Below are 17,195 nucleotides of genomic sequence, written 5' to 3' on the forward strand. Positions count from 1 at the left end.
GAAAAATGCACAGTATCCAAAGATATTCTTATACAAAACCTCGAACAAAAACATTTGACTTAGTTATTACAGCTATTTTAGCGGCACTTGTTTTTGTTGCCACAATGTTTATTAATCTCAAGCTTCCATTTGGGCAAGGCGGGCTTATTCATTTAGGGACATCCATGCTATTTATCTCCGCTATTTTATTTGGCCCTAAAAAGGGGGCACTTGCTGGCGCTATCGGGATGGGCTTATTTGATATTGTAGGCGGCTGGCTCATTTGGGCACCCACGACTATTATTTCACGTGCATTACAAGGCTTTATCGTTGGTAAAATCGCTTGGTCTAAAGGCTATAAAGGTGATAATATCGGGCTAAATATTTTAGGAGCAGTAGTATCAATGCCTATGATGATTGCGGTTTACTATGTTGGGCAAGCTATTATGTTCAATAGCTGGATTGCACCATTGGCATCGATTCCTGGAGATATTATTCAAAATATTGTTGGCTTAATCATTGCCATTCCTGTATGTATTGTACTGAAAAAAACACCATACTTTAAAAGAAACTTTTAAGAAAGCATGCCATCTCTAGTAAGGTGGCATGTTTTTATTTGCTTATTAGTGACATGAGTTCTGTCCATTTTCATACTATATGGTGGAGGTGGTAATATGCCAAGAGTAAAATATCGTGATGCTGATATTGCCTTAATGGCACGAATGATGAGAGCCGAGGCTGAGGCTGAAGGAAATCAAGGAATGCTATACGTCGGTAATGTTATCGTCAATCGTGCTATTGCGGACTGTTTAGATTTCAATGATGTGAGAACTATTGAGCAAGTAATTTTTCAAGTACAAGGTAATAATTATTCCTTTGAAGCCGTTCAAAAGGGCAATTTATTTTACCAGCGGGCTCGATCATCTGAAAAAAAGCTAGCAAAGCAAAACTTGGATTTTTGGAGAGAGCATCCAGCAAAATATGCACTTTGGTATTTCAATCCGTATGCACCATGCCCGCCAACATGGTATGGCCAGCCATTTACAGGGCAATTTAAAAATCATTGCTTTTATGAGCCTGCCGCTGGAACGTGTGAAAGTGTTTATATGGGGTAACAGTGAAAAGAGAACATCCGATAGATGGATGCTCTCTTTTCGCTTACTTTAATAGTGCTTTTAAAGCCTGTACCTCATCGTCAGACAATGTTACACCCTTGCCCATTTTCTCACGATTTGGCGCCCATTCGCGAATATCATATTTCGGTGCATGCCCATTCCAGCTAATACGATTTAGCTCCTTTTTCCAGCCCTTTGCTGATTCTGAGAGCACGCCAATATGCTCGACAATTTCGTATTTGATCTCTGCCATAATAGCCTCCATTAGTTGTTTTCATATATGTTATCATAACAGCTTATATGACAAATAGTGAAATCAATCTTCTTGATGCATGCCTATAGCATATAACCAAAGAAGCGCACGAATAAAGTGCTGACTAAAGAAACATACATCATGTGTGCCTTCAGGATTTAATTCAAATAATAGATTTCCTTCCAAATAGTCCTCCTTTGTTAATTCTTGATAAGCTTTTTTCGTAGCCTCCACCATATTCTTTTGAATGTTATCTCTATGAATGCCTTCTAACTCTCCCACATATAAATACAATTGATGATTTTGACGATTGACAGTTGGCTTTATATAGGTATTCCCTTGACGTTTTACTTCCTCTCCTCGCATATACTGTAGAACATCCTCATACCAAAAAGAAGCGGATAACACAATATATTGATGAAATACTTCTGGATAATAATATGAAGCAAAGATCGAAGCAAGCCCACCAAAGGAGCATCCTGCAATAGCTGTATAGGAAGGTGCAGAATTTGTAGCATAGTGCGTATCTATATACGGCTTTATTTGGTTCACAATCGTATCCAAATAATTTTTCACCTGCCCACCTAAATTAGATGTATTTGGCATAAGAGACGGCGCTTCCCATGGTGTATAATCATTATTCCGATCAATTGGTACAATACCAATAATAATCAGTGGCTCAATTTGCGCTGTAATGATTAAATGATCAATATAGTTCATCGCCTGTATAGCACCATTCCCACCATCATGCATATAAATGGTACGATACTTCTTTGCTGGATCATAGCCCGATGGTAAGACGATTGAAACATCATACTGATTAATTTTTTCATATTTAATTGAAATCATTTGTCTTTCTCCATCCTTTCAAATTGATAACGATAATCAATATCATTTATAATGATAGTATACTTTATCATGAAAATGAAGGTGAAATTTTTATCTTTCAAGACCTTCATGTATGTATCATTAAAGTAGCTATATTTTTAACACTGAAAATATAGTAGTATAAACTTTATTAACATTTCGTTTTTAATCCATGATTTCTTATTCACTTTTTCAAACAGTCCCATTCATACTTAGTCATGCCATGAAAAGCTGAGACATAACTCATTTGTCCATTATAAAAGCCGTATCATTCTCAAATTAACAAAATAATAGAACAAGAAAACCCGAACTATTACAAAACGCTAGATGAGCATTTGGTAATATCATTCGGGTTTTCTATTGGCTAGCATCCTTTTATGCTAACCTTATATTATCTTATTAAATTTCATAGAGTTAAACTTCACATCTTATAAATGCTCAATTTTTGTCACATCCACTTTGACGGTTAATGCGTGTGCCCCTCCTTGGTAAACACCTTCGACAGGGCTTACATCTCGATAATCACGTCCCACACATAAAATAATATGATTATCTAGCACCTCTACATTATTTGTTGGATCAAGCCCTATCCACCCGATACCAGGTACCATAATTTCTACCCAAGCATGTGTCGCCGTATCCCCAATAAGGTCATCATCTTTACCAACATATAAATAACCACTTATATAGCGTGCTGGAATACCACAATAACGCAATACTCCTAGCATAATATGTGTATAATCCTGACACACACCAGCCTTCAACTCAAATGCCTCTGTAGCTGTTGTGTTCACTGTTGTTGCATGTGGATCGTACTTAATCGCATAGTATAAGTACGTCATCACATCGCATGCTAGTTTTAATGGATTGTCCCTTTGGCCTCCAATAGCCGTTAAAATCTCCTGAATTTGCTCTTCACGTAGTGATGTCAGCTTCGATGTATTCAAATAAGGTAAATAATGACTTTTAAATAGCTGTGATTTAAAAATATTACGCATTTCTTCTGAAAAGTTAATTTGATAAACATATGGCGCTTTTTGCACACTCACTGTAGAAGTTGCAGTAATGACAAGCTCCTTATGCGGTTCTGCAATAAAAAAGCTGCCAACATTATTTAGCCAAATATCCATATATTCCTTTATCATTGACTGTGGTGAAATATTTAAATTATACGATAAAACACGCTGACATTCGCCCGCTCTAGGCTTTAAACGTATTGTATTCAGTGATTGTTCCACTTCGCTTTCGTAGAGAAAAATATTGCTGTGTGTGATATGGTACTTCATACGTTTTCTCCTTTTGTATACGTAGCGTGTTGCATGCTTTACACAGCCAGAATAGGTGGTGTTAAATAATAGGCTTGTGCTAGAATAGGACCGAAATTTGTACAATTTTGTCGAATAGCTTTTACCCTCTGCTTCTGCTCTGCTAACGTTAACGTCGCCATATCAACATTTGTCAAAGCAATCAATTCATCTAACGCACGATACATATTTTCTACATTTTGATTTGTTAATCCCTGTTCTATATCATACACTGTATCTCGAATTTTATATAGCCCATACGCCACAGAGCGAGAACATTTTACATCACTAATTAAAAAATTCGACACACTGTCTACTGTTAACACACGAGAACGATATGCATATTCCTCAGCAGTATTCGTAAGCTGTAAGCCTAATCGTATAGCACGATCTGGCTCTAATTCACCTTCTATTTCTAATAAATGATGCAAAATTAATGCTGTTTTCTCAGAACGTTCCAGCCATTTACCAATCTTTAAAAATTTATAGCCCATATCTCTAGTCATCAATGAATCAATAACGCCTGTTGCTGTCAAAGCCGTTTTCCGAATATGTGTTAAAAAATTTGTCGTATTGAGCAATGTAGATGTTTCTGGATATGCACCCTCTTGAATGTCTAAATACAAGTCATTCCATTCCTCCCACAGCTCATTCGGCAAACAATCCCTTGTGTTACGAGCATTCATGCGCACACTCGTAATGGTAGCTATTAGCGAATTTAAATTATCGCGATCATAGATTAAATAATGCATCATATCCTCTAAAGTATTTTGTGGATAACGTATTTGATAATCTTCAATATATCCACAAATTGTAGGCACAATAAGTGATTCCTTTTCATACACCGAATCCTTATGATTTGACTCTAGTGTATACTCTAATTGTGCATATAAAATATGAGCATTTGCTTGTGTACGTTCAGCATAACGTCCAATCCAATACAATGAATCCGCTACACGACTAAGCATGTTCACCAACTCCCTTCACAATCCACGTATCTTTACCGCCTCCACCTTGAGAGGAATTCACAACAAGCGAACCTTCTTTTAAAGCCACACGCGACAACCCTCCTGGCAGCACATATATGTCCTCACCACTCATCACAAAGACACGCAAATCCACATGACATGGATAAAACTGTCCATTTTGAAATGCAGGAGCACGTGATAATTTAATCGTTGGCTGTGCAATATATTGATGTGGTGACTCTACTATTTTTTCATAGAAGATTTGCCGCTCCTCCTCCGTAGAATGTGGTCCAATTAACATATCATAGCCACCAGATGCACCCACATTTTTCACCACAAGCTCCTCTAAATGTGCTAGCACCCATTCTCTTGTAGCATCATCTTCAAGTAAATATGTCTTCACATTACCAATAATAGGTTCCTCTTCCAAATAAAAGCGAATCATTTCTGGTACATATTGATACATCGCCTTATCATCTGCAACACCATTACCAATTGCATTTAAAATCGCCACATTGCCCTTATTATAAGCATCTAGTAAATGTGGTACACCAAGCATAGAGTCTTCTCTAAAATGAACAGGATCAAGAAAATCATCATCAATCCGTCGATAAATCACATCTACTCGTTTAAGACCGAGAATCGTTTTTAAATAAACAACATTCTCCTTCACTACTAAGTCGCGTCCTTCTACAAGCGGAATATTCAAATGCTTTGCTAAAAATACATGGTCATAGTAGGCAGAATTATAAATACCTGCCGTTAATAAAACCGCATGCACCTCTTCATCCACAGGCATATTTATCGGACGATGTGAAAGCACTGCCTCCTGTAGGTGCTGCAATTGCCCCTCCAATCGCGCAATAGCATAATCATCAAAAAATTCAGGGTAAATTTTACGCATCACATAGCGGTTCTGATAGACATAACTCATACCTGAGGGATTGCGTAAATTGTCTTCAAGCACACAATACTTGCCATTTTCATCTCGAATTAAATCAATACCAGCAAGAAAGATATGGTTTTGTAGCGGGATATTTGTACCAACAACCTGCTTATAGTAGTATGGATTATTCTCAATAAGCGTTTTCGGAACAATGCCTGCCTTGACAATTTCTTGCTCATGGTAAACATCATGTAAAAAATAATTTAACGCCTTGACTCGCTACTTCATACCACTCTCAATCATTTTCCATGTATCTTCTGGAATAATTATCGGAATAAAATCAAATGGCATGGTGCGTTCTGTTCCACCTTCTGCTCCATATACAGTAAATGTAATTCCTTGTCTTAAGAAGCTGGATTGTGCTGCATGATGCTTATCATATAGCTGTTGCTCGGAAAATGCTTGCAGTTTTTGATAGAACGTTTGATAATGCTTTTTAGGTTTGCTCCCATCTAGCATTTCATCATAAAATACACCAGATTCATATAATTTCCACATAATAAAATCCCTCCAATACATATCTATATTAGTTAAAATACGACATCTTCTAACAAAATTCCTTCATTTTCTGAATTTTCGTAATTCAACGAATTGCCCTATAGGATTTATATGCTTAAATGAATACTCTATCAAAAATAAAAAGAAGCAACCTACGACACCGCATCTTAAAAATTAGTTATTTTATGCTAATTTTTAAGTGCCGTATAGGATTGCTTCTTTTCTTCTTACTTACTTTTTAATTTTTACATAACGACTATAAACATAACCTGTTTTATTTTTATACGAGATTTTATACCAGCCCTGCTCTTTACCTAAAATTGTTATTTCTGTATTTTTGGCAAGTGTACCATATACTTTTCCAGCATTCGATGGCTTTGAACGAACATTTAAGTGATACGCAGTCACAATGCCTTTCGGTAATTCTGGTTGTGTTACAACAGGCTTTGATTTATCTGGTGCTGGCTTCTCTTCCTTATCCTTAGGAGTATTTAACACCTTGACAAGCTTCTGATAAAACTCTCCTGTTGTTTTCACTTTAGCAAATTGACTTGCACCTACTTCCGCCTTTGCTGCTAATGCTTCAATTTCTTCTTTCGTTATAGCATCTTTGACATTAATCGAAGCGATATTTGTATACTTACCATCCTCTGATGTAGGAATGTCTAAAATACCTTTATTCACTAGCTCCACAACAGCGGCACGAGCAGGCGATTTTGTATCGACGCCAATAATTTTCCAGTTATTTTGGATAACAGGCTCATACACGCCATTCATTTCCTCTTGCAAATAGCGAATTGCTAAATTACGGATTGTGCCTCCTGTTTCCCCGTAAGCACTTTCTTCTTTCGAAGACCAAATCATATTAAATGTACGCCCTTCAAATGCTTGACCCTTTGATACAAGGAAATCCATACGATAGGCGTTCATGCCTAGCTTTAATTGGTCATCCATGTGAATTGGTGTGCCATCTAATTTACGAAGATTTTTAATGCGATTACCATATTGCTCTGTTAAATCGATATCATATTTAACATTACCGAAATAATCATTTGTGCTATATTTAGAGGCGCGTCGTGTTGGATTAAAGCTTACTGTTACATCCCCATCACGAGTGCTATTGAAATAATCAACAGCCCACTCCATATAATCCTTTAAATCTTGACCTGTTACTTCATAAACAGATACTTCGCCACCAGCAAATTGATAATTATAGGCAATATCCTTTTTCTTAATCGGACCTATATCTAATGCTGCTTTATCATTATCAATCTGATGTGCAACTACATCTGCATTACTATAATGAAGCATTACCTCATGGAAGAAGTCTGATAAAGGTGTTTCTTGAATGTGTACAGAGGGAATGCCTTTAATTTCATTTTCTGGCACAAGGTCTGTTCCTTTTAGCTGTGCCACCTCAATATTTGCATCTGCACGTGCAAATTCATGATATGGCTTTAATAGCTCCTCTAGCTCCTTATCAGATTCAACAAAAGTTCCATCCTCATTTTTAACTGGAATTGTAGACGCATCTTTTTCCTTTAATGTTATTTGCTCCCCTTGATGAGCAAATGTTAAATCAATACGTGAAATATGTGAGCCATATTTATTAGGCTCTGTAATAAGAACCCCATTCACGTCTTCCTTATTAATAAGCACATGATTATGACCTGCAAAAATAGCTGCTAGCTCTGGAATTTCATTTGCCATTTCCTTAACGCCTGTTCCTGGAACACCATTTTCATTTTCCAAGCCCATATGCATAAGACCAATCATTACATCTACTTGACCCTCTAATTCTTTTACTGCTTTTTTCGTTTCTTCTATTGGATTTTTAACAACCAATCCGTCTAAATGATTTGTACCCTTTTCATACTCTGTAATAAGCGGTGTTACCATCCCAATAACGCCAATTTTAACACCCTCACGTTCAATAATTGTGTATGCAGGTAAATACCGCTCTCCATTTTCTTTATATACATTACCAGCAAGTCTTGCCCCATTAAATTGACTTGAAACCTTATCCAATACATCCAAGCCGAAATTAAACTCATGATTGCCATATGTCCAAGCCTCATAGCCCATTTCATTTACGGCAGCTAGCATTGGCGATTTTGGTTGATCATTGAACAATTCAGCCGAATTATCCTGTATTAAATCACCATTCTCCAATAAAATTGTATTTGGATTATCTTGACGAATAGCTTTAATAATTGTATATAGCTGCGTTAAGCTTCCTGTTAAATTCGGTCCATCCGTCGCATAATCCCATGGCATAGAGCGCCCATGAATATCTGATGTAGCAAGAAGTGTAACATGAATATCCTGCTCCTCCTCTTGTGCATTTACAGCTGTTTGGCTAAAGAAAGCACCTGCTGCAAGAACCAAGACCACTATACTAAGTATGGATATACTTTTTTTCAATCTGTTCATTTCCTAAACGGCTCCCTCTTATTCTGAATTTTAAGATTTGCTTCACTAGTGTAGCATTTAAAATAGCGCATCTCCAGACAATATATAGCATAAAAGTAATAGAGTTGTGGATTTTTTACTAAAGTTTTCATGATTCTTCTTTTACTAGATAGCAACATAGAAGGGGGATATCGAATAAGAGCCTAACTCTCCTTCAATATCCCCCTATTGTTTTTATTAAAGACTATTATTTTCCGCTTTCTGCCGCTGCTCCCTTAAACAAATAATACCAATCAAGCCGATTGCAGAAAAGATGGTTGGTATAATGAAACCATAGAAATATCCATCCTCTAAACGTCCAGTTATATCCAACACATAACCAAAAATCATTGGTAGCAATGCAGCACTTAAAAAGCCACCTGTATTCGCAAAGCCCGAAACAAGACCAGACTCTGCTAGAGGAAAAGACTGACGAACAGCCGCAAAGGTTAAAGCACTTGCCCCATAGCCAAAGCCAACGAGAAAGAAAAGTACAACAAGCAAGAAAAATGATGGCTGCCCTTTACATAACAGAAACGTCAACCAGCTTAATAAAACAGTAATATGAACAACAATATATGGCTTTTTAATCGTTGCTAGCCAGCTGGCAATCCCACTTGTTAAAGGAGCGCCAAGCAGTGCCCCGATAAGACCAATCATAATTAACTGACTTGCATCTGACCGTGTCATCCCATACATATCCAGCCCATACGGCACTGCCCATGAACTAATAAAGCCAACATATCCCCCAACAACCCCGAAATGGCAAAAAAATAAAGCCCATGCCTGCTGATTTGAACAGATTCTTCGTAATAAAACAGCCGTTTTCTCACGTTGTGCCTCCTCTGTTACCGCTACCGGCTCCTCTGGAAAAATACGTTTTGGATGTTTCACAAGCACAGCATACAGCAGCACACCACATAAACATAATAGAATTCCTGCTGCAAAAAATGTTATTCGCCAGCCAAATAAAAGGATCATTGTAGCAAAAGGCACTGTTGCTAATAAAAAGCCTAAGCTGCCTGTCATACCTGCAAAGCCAATTAACCGAACAAACTCCTTTTTCTGAAACCATTGTGCCAAAATAAGCACCATATTCACCCATATCGTCGCATCGCCTATCCCAATCAGCAGCCTCGAAAAAAATAGCACAAATTCATGTGTACCAAGACTGTAAAAAATCGTTCCTAAGCCTGTAAGAGCAGCACCAACGATAAGAAAAAAATTCGGACCAAAGCGATCCGCTAAAATCCCCATTGGAATTTGCAAGCTCGTATACACCAAAAATTGTACACTCGTCAATAACCCAATTGTCGATGCCGCCACACCGAAATCCTTCATCAATTGATCTGTAATTAATCCCGGAGCAGTTCGTTGACTCGCCATCATCAAATACGTAAACAACACAGAAACAAACACAAGCCACCTGTACTTATGATGCTGTTTGCCCAATCATCACTACTCCTATTAGCTTTTACTTTATGTATATGAACTTTAAACCTATTACTTTACTCAAGCATTCAAAACACACTAAGCCATACTTATTCTATGGCTCAGTGCGTTAATGATTTATTATACTGTTGGCTGAGGCTGTTCTACACTTACATGCACTGCTGGCTGACGGTCCTTCCAAGGCATTGCTTCCTCTAGCTGTCTTCCTAGCTGCAATAGCGTTAATTCATCTGCAAATTTAGCTGTCATTTGTAGACCAATTGGTAACCCTGATTTACTTTCTGCTAAAGGTAGCGATAATGAGGGCTGACCTGTAGCATTAAATAAATTCGTAAACGGCGCATACGTAAAAATTTGCTCTGTCCATTCAACAGCTGAAATACTAGGGTTATTCGCATTTAATTCACCAATTTTAGCAGGAAGTGTGCCGATTGTTGGGCTTACTAAAATATCATAGTCCTCAAAGAAGCCCGCTACCTGACGTGAAACGACGGCATTTGTATGAATAGCCTCTAATAAATCAGCCGCTTTTAAGGTACTGCCATATTCATAGCATTTCCAAATCGCCGCTTCAATATTTTCTGGTGAAGCTGCTTTACCAGTTCCCGCTGCTGCCCCCTGAATCATTTGATAAATATTCGCTGTCCAAATATCGACTGTTGCCTTTGTAAAGGATGCTTGCTCATATTTCGGACGCGCTTCCACTACCTCATGTCCTAGGTCCTTTAAAGTCTGAACAGTTTTATGCACAGCTTCAATACATTCTGGATCAACAAATGCGCCAGAATTTGCTTCAGTTGTCCATGCTATTTTTAAAGGGCGCACCTTTTCTTGAATTAACTGTCCATACGGCGCATGTGTTACCTCTAATTTAGAATAGCTCCCTAAGTCAGGGCCTGCTACTTGATCTAATAAAACCGCTGTATCACGAATGGTACGAGTCACAGCGAATTCAATGGCAATACCATTTAAAGGCTCACTATTAAATGGACCAGCTGGAATTCTCCCTCGCGTAGGCTTTAAGCCAACTAACCCACTGCAGGATGCAGGAATACGAATAGAGCCACCACCATCATTTGCATGAGCAATTGGTACAATACCACTTGCAACAGCTGCTGCCGAGCCACCACTCGAACCACCTGGACTATGCTGTAAATTCCACGGATTACGCGTAGCACCATAAATAACTGCTTCAGTAGCGGCATTATAGCCAAACTCAGGTGTTGTCGTAGTACCTGCTAAAATCAAACCTGCTTTTCTAAAACGAGCCATTAGCTCACTATCAACAGATAGCACTGTATTTTCAGCTAGACGACTCCCCATACTATGCGGAACCCCCTCTGCATGTAACACAAGCTCTTTAATTAAAAATGGAACACCCGCAAATGGAGCATGCTCATCAACCTGCTCAATTGCTTTATCAGCCTGCTCCTCTAGCACACTGACCACTGCATTAATAGATGGATTTACTTTTTTTATGCCTTCTAATGCTAATGCTTTTAACTCTTGCGGTGTTACTTCCTTTGATTTCACTAGCTCTGCTAATCCAATCCCATCATAGGACGCATATTCTTGTAAATTCATATCATCACCTCATATAAGTTTATAACTCCAATGTACTGAATATTCTAAAATTTTTATATTACCCGAAAGGATAATTCTCCTTTAAGCAGAATATAAGTGCTTAATAGAGAAATGAGGTGCTTGTATGTTTTGTGGAAATGACATAGATAAAATGTTTAAAGCTAGCTACCATCTTTCAAACATAAATGTAAAGCAAAGTAATGAAGGCTTTAAAAGTGAGCTTTTGCAGACATTAAGTGAACATCTCGACTATCACCATATGCTATTTTGGGAAATGTCAAACAACGAATTAAACGCACCTGTACATTTTAATATAGAGCTTAATATACTAAATGATTATTTACACACATATAAACATTTTGACCCATTACATCCTCAAAATATAAATACACAGCCTTCCATTCAGCTAATGAATAAAAATGATGCAATGTGCTTACAAAAGCAAACGCACTATAAGGAAGTGTTTTTAAGAGAAAATTGTTATAAGGATGAAATGGCAATGTACTTGAAGGTAGACAATAAGCTCGTAGCAGTTATCGGCTTTTTAAGAAAAATTGGCGAGCAGTCATTTAATGCCAAGGATGTTATGAGGCTAGTATATTTGAAAAAAAGTATCGAAAATATGTACGCCTTACATCAATATTCACAGCCTTCTATACTGTTGGAAATGACAGCACGAGAAAGAGAGGTTTTACATTTTGTTTGCAAGGGTCTGAAAAATGCTGAAATCGCCCAGCAGCTATTCGTCAGTGAAAACACAATCAAAAAACACCTACAAAACTTGTATAGAAAGTTCCAAGTAACCAATCGTACCCAGCTACTGGCGAGGTGTTGGAAGTATATGTGATCTGCTAGGTATTCAAATTCACTGAGTGGGTTTCCTCAAATAAAATAGCTATATTCGTTTTAAAGGTGTCTAGTCAGGTAGACACTGTTCATTCTGAATTACTTCTTTAATCAACTTTGCCGATAGCGGCTGGCTAGTATTTATTGTTTCTATAGCCTTCAATGCAGTTCGTTTATCAATTTAAAAGTTTTTTGACGTTAAATTTTTCCCTGCACGTTTATATGCTTCCGACTACAAACAAAGTTTTTCCGTCTAACTCTCCTTACTATTTTTTCGTTGAATAAAGAAATTCTGGCTTACCTAATTTGTACATTGTAAATTCCTAATAGTTTTTAAATAAACAAATTAAACCCTGAACTATTGTGAAACGCTAAATTAAAGTTTCTCAGGATAGTTCAGGGTTTTCTTTAACAGGAGTCTTTTTTGCTCTCTTTTTCAGCTGTATGGAAACGGCGAGTGTTCAGTCTATAAAACAGAAAAACCTTATTATATCAACGTTTGAAGGGCATTTTCGAGGGTCAAAAATGGCTCTTACAAAGGAATTAATAAGGTTTGATAAAAATGCTTACGGAGACTTAAGAATTTTTGATTAAGTTATGGATATATATTAAACAGTTCTTTATAGGGATCTTCTGTTGCGTATAAATCCTGATTCATACTTGTACACTTACAAGACGTTGTTTCTTTTTTTAACTGTTTACGATACTCATAATAAAGTTTTTCTAAAGATGGAAAATCAAATTTTTTCAAGCTGTTTTTAGGTAACCTTTTTCCCGTGGCCTGAAAATAATAATAATTAATTGATTTATATACCCAATTATCTAGCGTATTTAATTGATTATAGTCTGTAATAATTAAAAAAAATCGCATCCAATTTCTAGATTTTTCAAATTCACCACAATTTTTGCATTTATTTTTTTTGTAATCATTTCCAAAATATTTATAACTCATTCTTAACTTTAAAAGTTCCAAGGACCTCTTTTTACTAAAATCTGTCGTATTTAAAATATTTTCAATTCTTTTTTTGAACTTCAAAACATTCGATTGTTTGATACTAATATGCCTATTGGAAATTGTAAATCCAACAAAGTTTATTCCTCTCTTACAATTCACCTTACTAATCTTAGTTTTTTCAGGGTCTGGATGTAATGTTAATTTAATACTATTTAAATATTTTTCACACTCGTCTTTTACTTTAATAATATCTTTTTCGGATTTAGCTAAAATTACAAAATCGTCTGCATACCTAGTATATCTGATATTATGTTTGGATTTTAATGTCGACATTACCCAGCAGTCAAATTGATGTAAATAAATATTTGCTAGCATTCCCGAAATAATTCCACCTTGAGGAATCCCTTCATTTCTTTTTACCCTTATAACCTTATTTTTATTCTTCCTTTTATAACCCTTATCTACATGAATAAAACGATATAAAAGTTTTTGGATTTTTGGCATATCATTAAAGAAAATCTTAATCTGATCGTAAAGTTTATCATGAGGTATATTATCAAAAAAACCTTTTAAATCAGCATCCAAAGCGTATATATATCCTTCATTTAAATCATTATAAACTTTTTGAGCTGCCTTTTGGGCATTCACATTCTTACGATATGCAAAACTCACATAAGGTAATTTAGTAAATTCTCTTTCAGTAATCGGGCTTAAAAAATCATATAACATCTTTTGAGTCAGTACATCTCTTATTGTAGCAATTGATAAAACTCTTGTTTTCCCAAGCTTCTTTGCTTCTTCTATATTTAATTGAGGGTCTTTAGAAATTTCTATCTCTCTTAAAGGATAAAAAAAGTAATTTCCTCTTCTAATTCTTTTATAAATCATATCTATCTGATGAGGAAGTTTTTTTTGAAATAGGATGTAATCGATATTATCTAGACCTTCTGGGACTTTCACTTTTTTTTCCTCAGTCAAATTATCAGTCTTTTGAGCAACATATTCTTCAAATACATTTTTAATATTTTCTTTTACCACTATTTTTTCAAAAAAAATTTTTTCTTCCATAAAATATGGTATTCCTCCATTTTCTGCGGCGGTGGGCAAGGAGGAATGGGATTCAACCGCCTCCCTATCTTAATAAGATAGGTTAAAGTTCTAACAGCCTCATATGTAATATAAGACTGCTGGATAAACTGATAAGTCAATTAATAGTTGCATTAAGAGATTCATTAGCATTATCCTCCATTCAATTTCAGCGTCTATAATTATATTATAAATCGTCGAAACGAATGCCCTATACCGATTATCGGGACGCGTGTGTAATACACACGCTATAGGCTAAAACCTACGTGTTAAATTTTAACATAAAAAATATTTTCGGGATAGTCTAATATTCACGGTGCATATACACTATGTTATAAATCCTTTTCAATTAAAAGTCTTCGGAAGTTCGAAAAGCAAATTTTATCAAATCCATCTACTTCCTTATCAACAGCAGAATAAAAATTTGGAATATCTTTAGGGTAAATAGGTTTTCGATCAATTCGAGCAAATGGTCCATCCGTTTCAAAAAGTATTTGTTTAACTGGAATATGGGCAATTATATTTAATCCGTTTTTAGTCATTAACATTTTCGGATTTATAGAAAAATAATATCCTTTTTCAACCGCTTGTTTCAAAACACTAATTTTGCCTGTGTACCAATGAAAAATTGCATGTTTAACTTCATTTTCAAGCAAAATATCAAGTACTTCCCTCTCAGCGCCTTTACTATGGATAGTATATATACGCCCTTTATTAAACCTTTGACTAGAAACATATCGAAAAGCCTCTATTTGAATGCTTTTTTCTCTATCGCTTATTCCAGAAAAAAAATCTAACCCTACCTCCCCAATGTATCTAGTGGTAGCTATATATTTTTCGAAAAGGTCTTTATTTAAAAGATATTCATTTGAAACTTGTGGATGATATCCTAGGCATAGTCGAATGTATTTAAAGTTTGAAAACCTACCGAAGTACTTTTCGTATAACTCAGGTAAATTAGTTACAAATAATGTGTAGATTTTGCTTGTTTCATATTCTAAGGCCAACTCATACGGATTAGGATAGAAATCAATATGCACGTGCGTATCGATGTAAGTCATACTTTTCCATATACCTTTCAAATTCTTTAGCAAACTTATTCAGCATTTCATTCGTTTTAACTAAATAATCAGCCTCATCATAGTACTTTGACTTAATGTTTAATTCACTAAAAATTTCGTTGTTTCTTATGAGCTGCACATATTTTTGAAAGTATTGCACATTAGAAATAAATTCATAATAATATACATCTGGTTCAAAATTCTGTTCTTCATAATCAAAGTAATATAAACAATCATACTGTTCATTGTCATATGCAGCCATTGAAATTTTTCTTAATAAGCATGGAATACATACTCCACATTGCCCAACATGTACTTTTAATACGTCCGATCTTCCAGCTCCACATGTGAATGAATCTTTGATTACACCTTTAAAATCTAAATTCATTTCATTTATTGATTCACCTTTTGTTTTGAATAATAATGGATGTTTAACTTGTACATTTATGTTTAAATCCTCCAATAAATTATTGTATTCAAACAAAGTTTTGGGATGTGTTGTCTTCGTTGTAAATCTATCATAAAGGTTTGGATTTAATGTTAAAACACCATTTTCATACAGGTTAACCTGATTAGATTGATTATAATATGCCTTAGCTACTGCTAAAGAAAAATAGAGCAGTGAACGGGTTGCTTGTGTATAGTGTTGTTTCTTATCAACTGGTTTCTCTATCAAAATTATATCAGGGGTAGGATTTAGTTTTTTCTTATAAAAATCAGCAAGGAACCTCTGTTTAGTTGCTTCTTCTCGTTTATTGAGAAATCCAATATAATCGCTAGAAATGTCATTTTTGAAATTATAATACGCTCCTGTTAAAGAATCTAATCCTCCTGAAAATAAGCTTACAATTCTTTGATTTGGACCATATAACGATAATTTCATTTGTCTTTCTTTTCTTGCTATTAAATCCTTATTAAATGGCTTAAAAGAAATTTGATAGTCTTCACCAGAAACCCATTTTAGTAAAAGTCTAAGTCTATTAGTTAAACCTTGCCAAACTTCAACATGGAAAACTGGAATCTCAATAGAAAGATGGGTTTTCCTGGCAGTTACAGATACATCAACGCAATATACTGAACCCATTACTGTAATTAAATCGACAATAGTTTTATCTTTGTCCTTAAAATAATCAACCTCAAATTCCTGCATCAATTGAAGATGTAAGTTCTCGTTTACTAATCCGTTCATTAGAACTCACCAAACGTTACATTTTTAGCAGCTTCAACAACAGATTTTAGTACTTCACTAAACTCTAAGTCTTTTGCTATATATTGATCTATTTTACGCTGTGTTTCATTATCTATAATTTGATTTGAGACATTATTAACCATTAATTCAATATCATCATAATTTAATTCATCATAAACTTCTTTTAATGTATCATGTAATTCCCCTATGAGTATTTGCTTTACTACATTAAATAATAATTTTTCGATAAAACTCGTTAGAACTAAGTCTTCATTCTTCAAAAAATTTGTCATTGTAATTTTAAAGCTTCTTTCTAAAAGGGCTTTATCTGCGAATAAATTATCCTCATTATCTATTAAATCCAAGATATGATTTACAAATTGCTCGGTTGTAATGGGATCGTTTTTTATTTCTTGCTGAGTAATGCCATTAAAGCCTTCCTTACTTAAAACTTCAAATTGATTAGAAATGATACTGATACATTTGTTTAAAGTTGCTTCATCTAAAAATTCTGTATTTATTCTTTTCAAAGTAATTATTTTCTTTGTAACATCTGGTGTTTTGTCATTGATTTTTTCAACAGGTACATCTTGCAGCATTTTCTTGATTTCTTTATTAAGCTTTCTTTTTGAAGTTCCCAT

14 protein-coding genes and 1 pseudogene are annotated in these 17,195 nt (G+C 35.3%); 3 read left to right on the forward strand and 12 right to left on the reverse strand.

What is annotated here, in order from left to right; all coding sequences use genetic code 11:
* Positions 1-5 precede the first annotated feature (5 nt).
* A complete protein-coding gene (locus MHB42_RS15390) occupies positions 6-557 on the forward strand; it encodes an ECF transporter S component (RefSeq protein ID WP_340807257.1) in 552 nt (183 codons plus the stop codon).
* A gap of 96 nt (positions 558-653) precedes the next feature.
* Positions 654-1,094 (forward strand): cell wall hydrolase, encoded by a 441-nt coding sequence (locus tag MHB42_RS15395; protein ID WP_053995061.1) that lies wholly within the window; start codon positions 654-656, stop codon positions 1,092-1,094.
* Positions 1,095-1,137: 43 nt separating this feature from the next.
* Here MHB42_RS15395 and MHB42_RS15400 read toward each other — a convergent pair whose 3' ends face one another.
* From MHB42_RS15400 to MHB42_RS15435, 8 genes and pseudogenes are all read right to left on the reverse strand, one after another.
* The gene (locus MHB42_RS15400) at positions 1,138-1,347 is read right to left on the reverse strand and encodes a YdbC family protein (RefSeq protein WP_340807259.1); all 210 of its coding nucleotides are present in this window, start codon (positions 1,345-1,347) and stop codon (positions 1,138-1,140) included.
* A 63-nt stretch (positions 1,348-1,410) separates the two neighbouring features.
* Complete coding sequence (locus MHB42_RS15405) at positions 1,411-2,196, reverse strand: alpha/beta hydrolase (RefSeq protein WP_340807260.1); 786 nt, start codon at positions 2,194-2,196, stop codon at positions 1,411-1,413.
* Between the two features lie 446 nt (positions 2,197-2,642).
* Positions 2,643-3,500 carry a transglutaminase family protein gene (locus tag MHB42_RS15410; RefSeq protein WP_340807262.1) on the reverse strand — a complete coding sequence of 286 codons (858 nt, stop codon included), beginning with the start codon at positions 3,498-3,500 and terminating at the stop codon, positions 2,643-2,645.
* 38 nt (positions 3,501-3,538) lie between these two features.
* Entirely contained in the window at positions 3,539-4,486 is a 948-nt protein-coding gene (locus MHB42_RS15415; protein WP_340807264.1) for an alpha-E domain-containing protein, read from the reverse strand.
* Positions 4,479-5,930: pseudogene (locus MHB42_RS15420) on the reverse strand (circularly permuted type 2 ATP-grasp protein). The gene MHB42_RS15415 and the pseudogene MHB42_RS15420 overlap by 8 nt, the downstream one beginning before the upstream one ends.
* A gap of 231 nt (positions 5,931-6,161) precedes the next feature.
* Positions 6,162-8,363 (reverse strand): 5'-nucleotidase C-terminal domain-containing protein, encoded by a 2,202-nt coding sequence (locus tag MHB42_RS15425; protein ID WP_340807266.1) that lies wholly within the window; start codon positions 8,361-8,363, stop codon positions 6,162-6,164.
* Positions 8,364-8,579: 216 nt separating this feature from the next.
* The gene (locus MHB42_RS15430) at positions 8,580-9,833 is read right to left on the reverse strand and encodes an MFS transporter (protein ID WP_340807268.1); all 1,254 of its coding nucleotides are present in this window, start codon (positions 9,831-9,833) and stop codon (positions 8,580-8,582) included.
* 120 nt (positions 9,834-9,953) lie between these two features.
* Positions 9,954-11,417 carry an amidase gene (locus tag MHB42_RS15435; protein ID WP_340807270.1) on the reverse strand — a complete coding sequence of 488 codons (1,464 nt, stop codon included), beginning with the start codon at positions 11,415-11,417 and terminating at the stop codon, positions 9,954-9,956.
* A gap of 124 nt (positions 11,418-11,541) precedes the next feature.
* On the opposite strand from MHB42_RS15435, the gene MHB42_RS15440 reads away from it, so the two are divergent.
* Positions 11,542-12,264, forward strand: coding sequence for a response regulator transcription factor (locus MHB42_RS15440; protein ID WP_340807272.1), 723 nt, complete (start codon positions 11,542-11,544; stop codon positions 12,262-12,264).
* 594 nt (positions 12,265-12,858) lie between these two features.
* Here MHB42_RS15440 and MHB42_RS15445 read toward each other — a convergent pair.
* The 4 genes from MHB42_RS15445 to MHB42_RS15460 form a co-directional block, all read right to left on the reverse strand.
* Positions 12,859-14,286 carry a reverse transcriptase domain-containing protein gene (locus tag MHB42_RS15445; RefSeq protein ID WP_340807273.1) on the reverse strand — a complete coding sequence of 476 codons (1,428 nt, stop codon included), beginning with the start codon at positions 14,284-14,286 and terminating at the stop codon, positions 12,859-12,861.
* A 350-nt stretch (positions 14,287-14,636) separates the two neighbouring features.
* Entirely contained in the window at positions 14,637-15,344 is a 708-nt protein-coding gene (locus MHB42_RS15450) for a TatD family hydrolase (RefSeq protein WP_340807275.1), read from the reverse strand.
* Positions 15,334-16,554 carry a hypothetical protein gene (locus MHB42_RS15455; protein ID WP_258860371.1) on the reverse strand — a complete coding sequence of 407 codons (1,221 nt, stop codon included), beginning with the start codon at positions 16,552-16,554 and terminating at the stop codon, positions 15,334-15,336. Before MHB42_RS15455 ends, MHB42_RS15450 begins: the two co-directional genes overlap by 11 nt.
* Positions 16,554-17,195, reverse strand: a complete 642-nt coding sequence (locus MHB42_RS15460; RefSeq protein ID WP_258860370.1) for a hypothetical protein — start codon at positions 17,193-17,195, stop codon at positions 16,554-16,556. Before MHB42_RS15460 ends, MHB42_RS15455 begins: the two co-directional genes overlap by 1 nt.

The organism is Lysinibacillus sp. FSL K6-0232 (assembly GCF_038008325.1).
Lineage (GTDB): Bacteria > Bacillota > Bacilli > Bacillales_A > Planococcaceae > Lysinibacillus.

Coding starts and splice junctions, on each gene's coding strand:
- MHB42_RS15415 (WP_340807264.1), bottom strand. CDS start 4,486: ATGCTTAGTCGTGTAGCGGATTCATTGTATTGGATTGGACGTTATGCT.
- MHB42_RS15425 (WP_340807266.1), bottom strand. CDS start 8,363: ATGAACAGATTGAAAAAAAGTATATCCATACTTAGTATAGTGGTCTTG.
- MHB42_RS15410 (WP_340807262.1), bottom strand. CDS start 3,500: ATGAAGTACCATATCACACACAGCAATATTTTTCTCTACGAAAGCGAA.
- MHB42_RS15440 (WP_340807272.1), top strand. CDS start 11,542: ATGTTTTGTGGAAATGACATAGATAAAATGTTTAAAGCTAGCTACCAT.
- MHB42_RS15395 (WP_053995061.1), top strand. CDS start 654: ATGCCAAGAGTAAAATATCGTGATGCTGATATTGCCTTAATGGCACGA.
- MHB42_RS15455 (WP_258860371.1), bottom strand. CDS start 16,554: ATGAACGGATTAGTAAACGAGAACTTACATCTTCAATTGATGCAGGAA.
- MHB42_RS15390 (WP_340807257.1), top strand. CDS start 6: ATGCACAGTATCCAAAGATATTCTTATACAAAACCTCGAACAAAAACA.
- MHB42_RS15445 (WP_340807273.1), bottom strand. CDS start 14,286: ATGGAAGAAAAAATTTTTTTTGAAAAAATAGTGGTAAAAGAAAATATT.
- MHB42_RS15400 (WP_340807259.1), bottom strand. CDS start 1,347: ATGGCAGAGATCAAATACGAAATTGTCGAGCATATTGGCGTGCTCTCA.
- MHB42_RS15460 (WP_258860370.1), bottom strand. CDS start 17,195: ATGGGAACTTCAAAAAGAAAGCTTAATAAAGAAATCAAGAAAATGCTG.
- MHB42_RS15435 (WP_340807270.1), bottom strand. CDS start 11,417: ATGAATTTACAAGAATATGCGTCCTATGATGGGATTGGATTAGCAGAG.
- MHB42_RS15405 (WP_340807260.1), bottom strand. CDS start 2,196: ATGATTTCAATTAAATATGAAAAAATTAATCAGTATGATGTTTCAATC.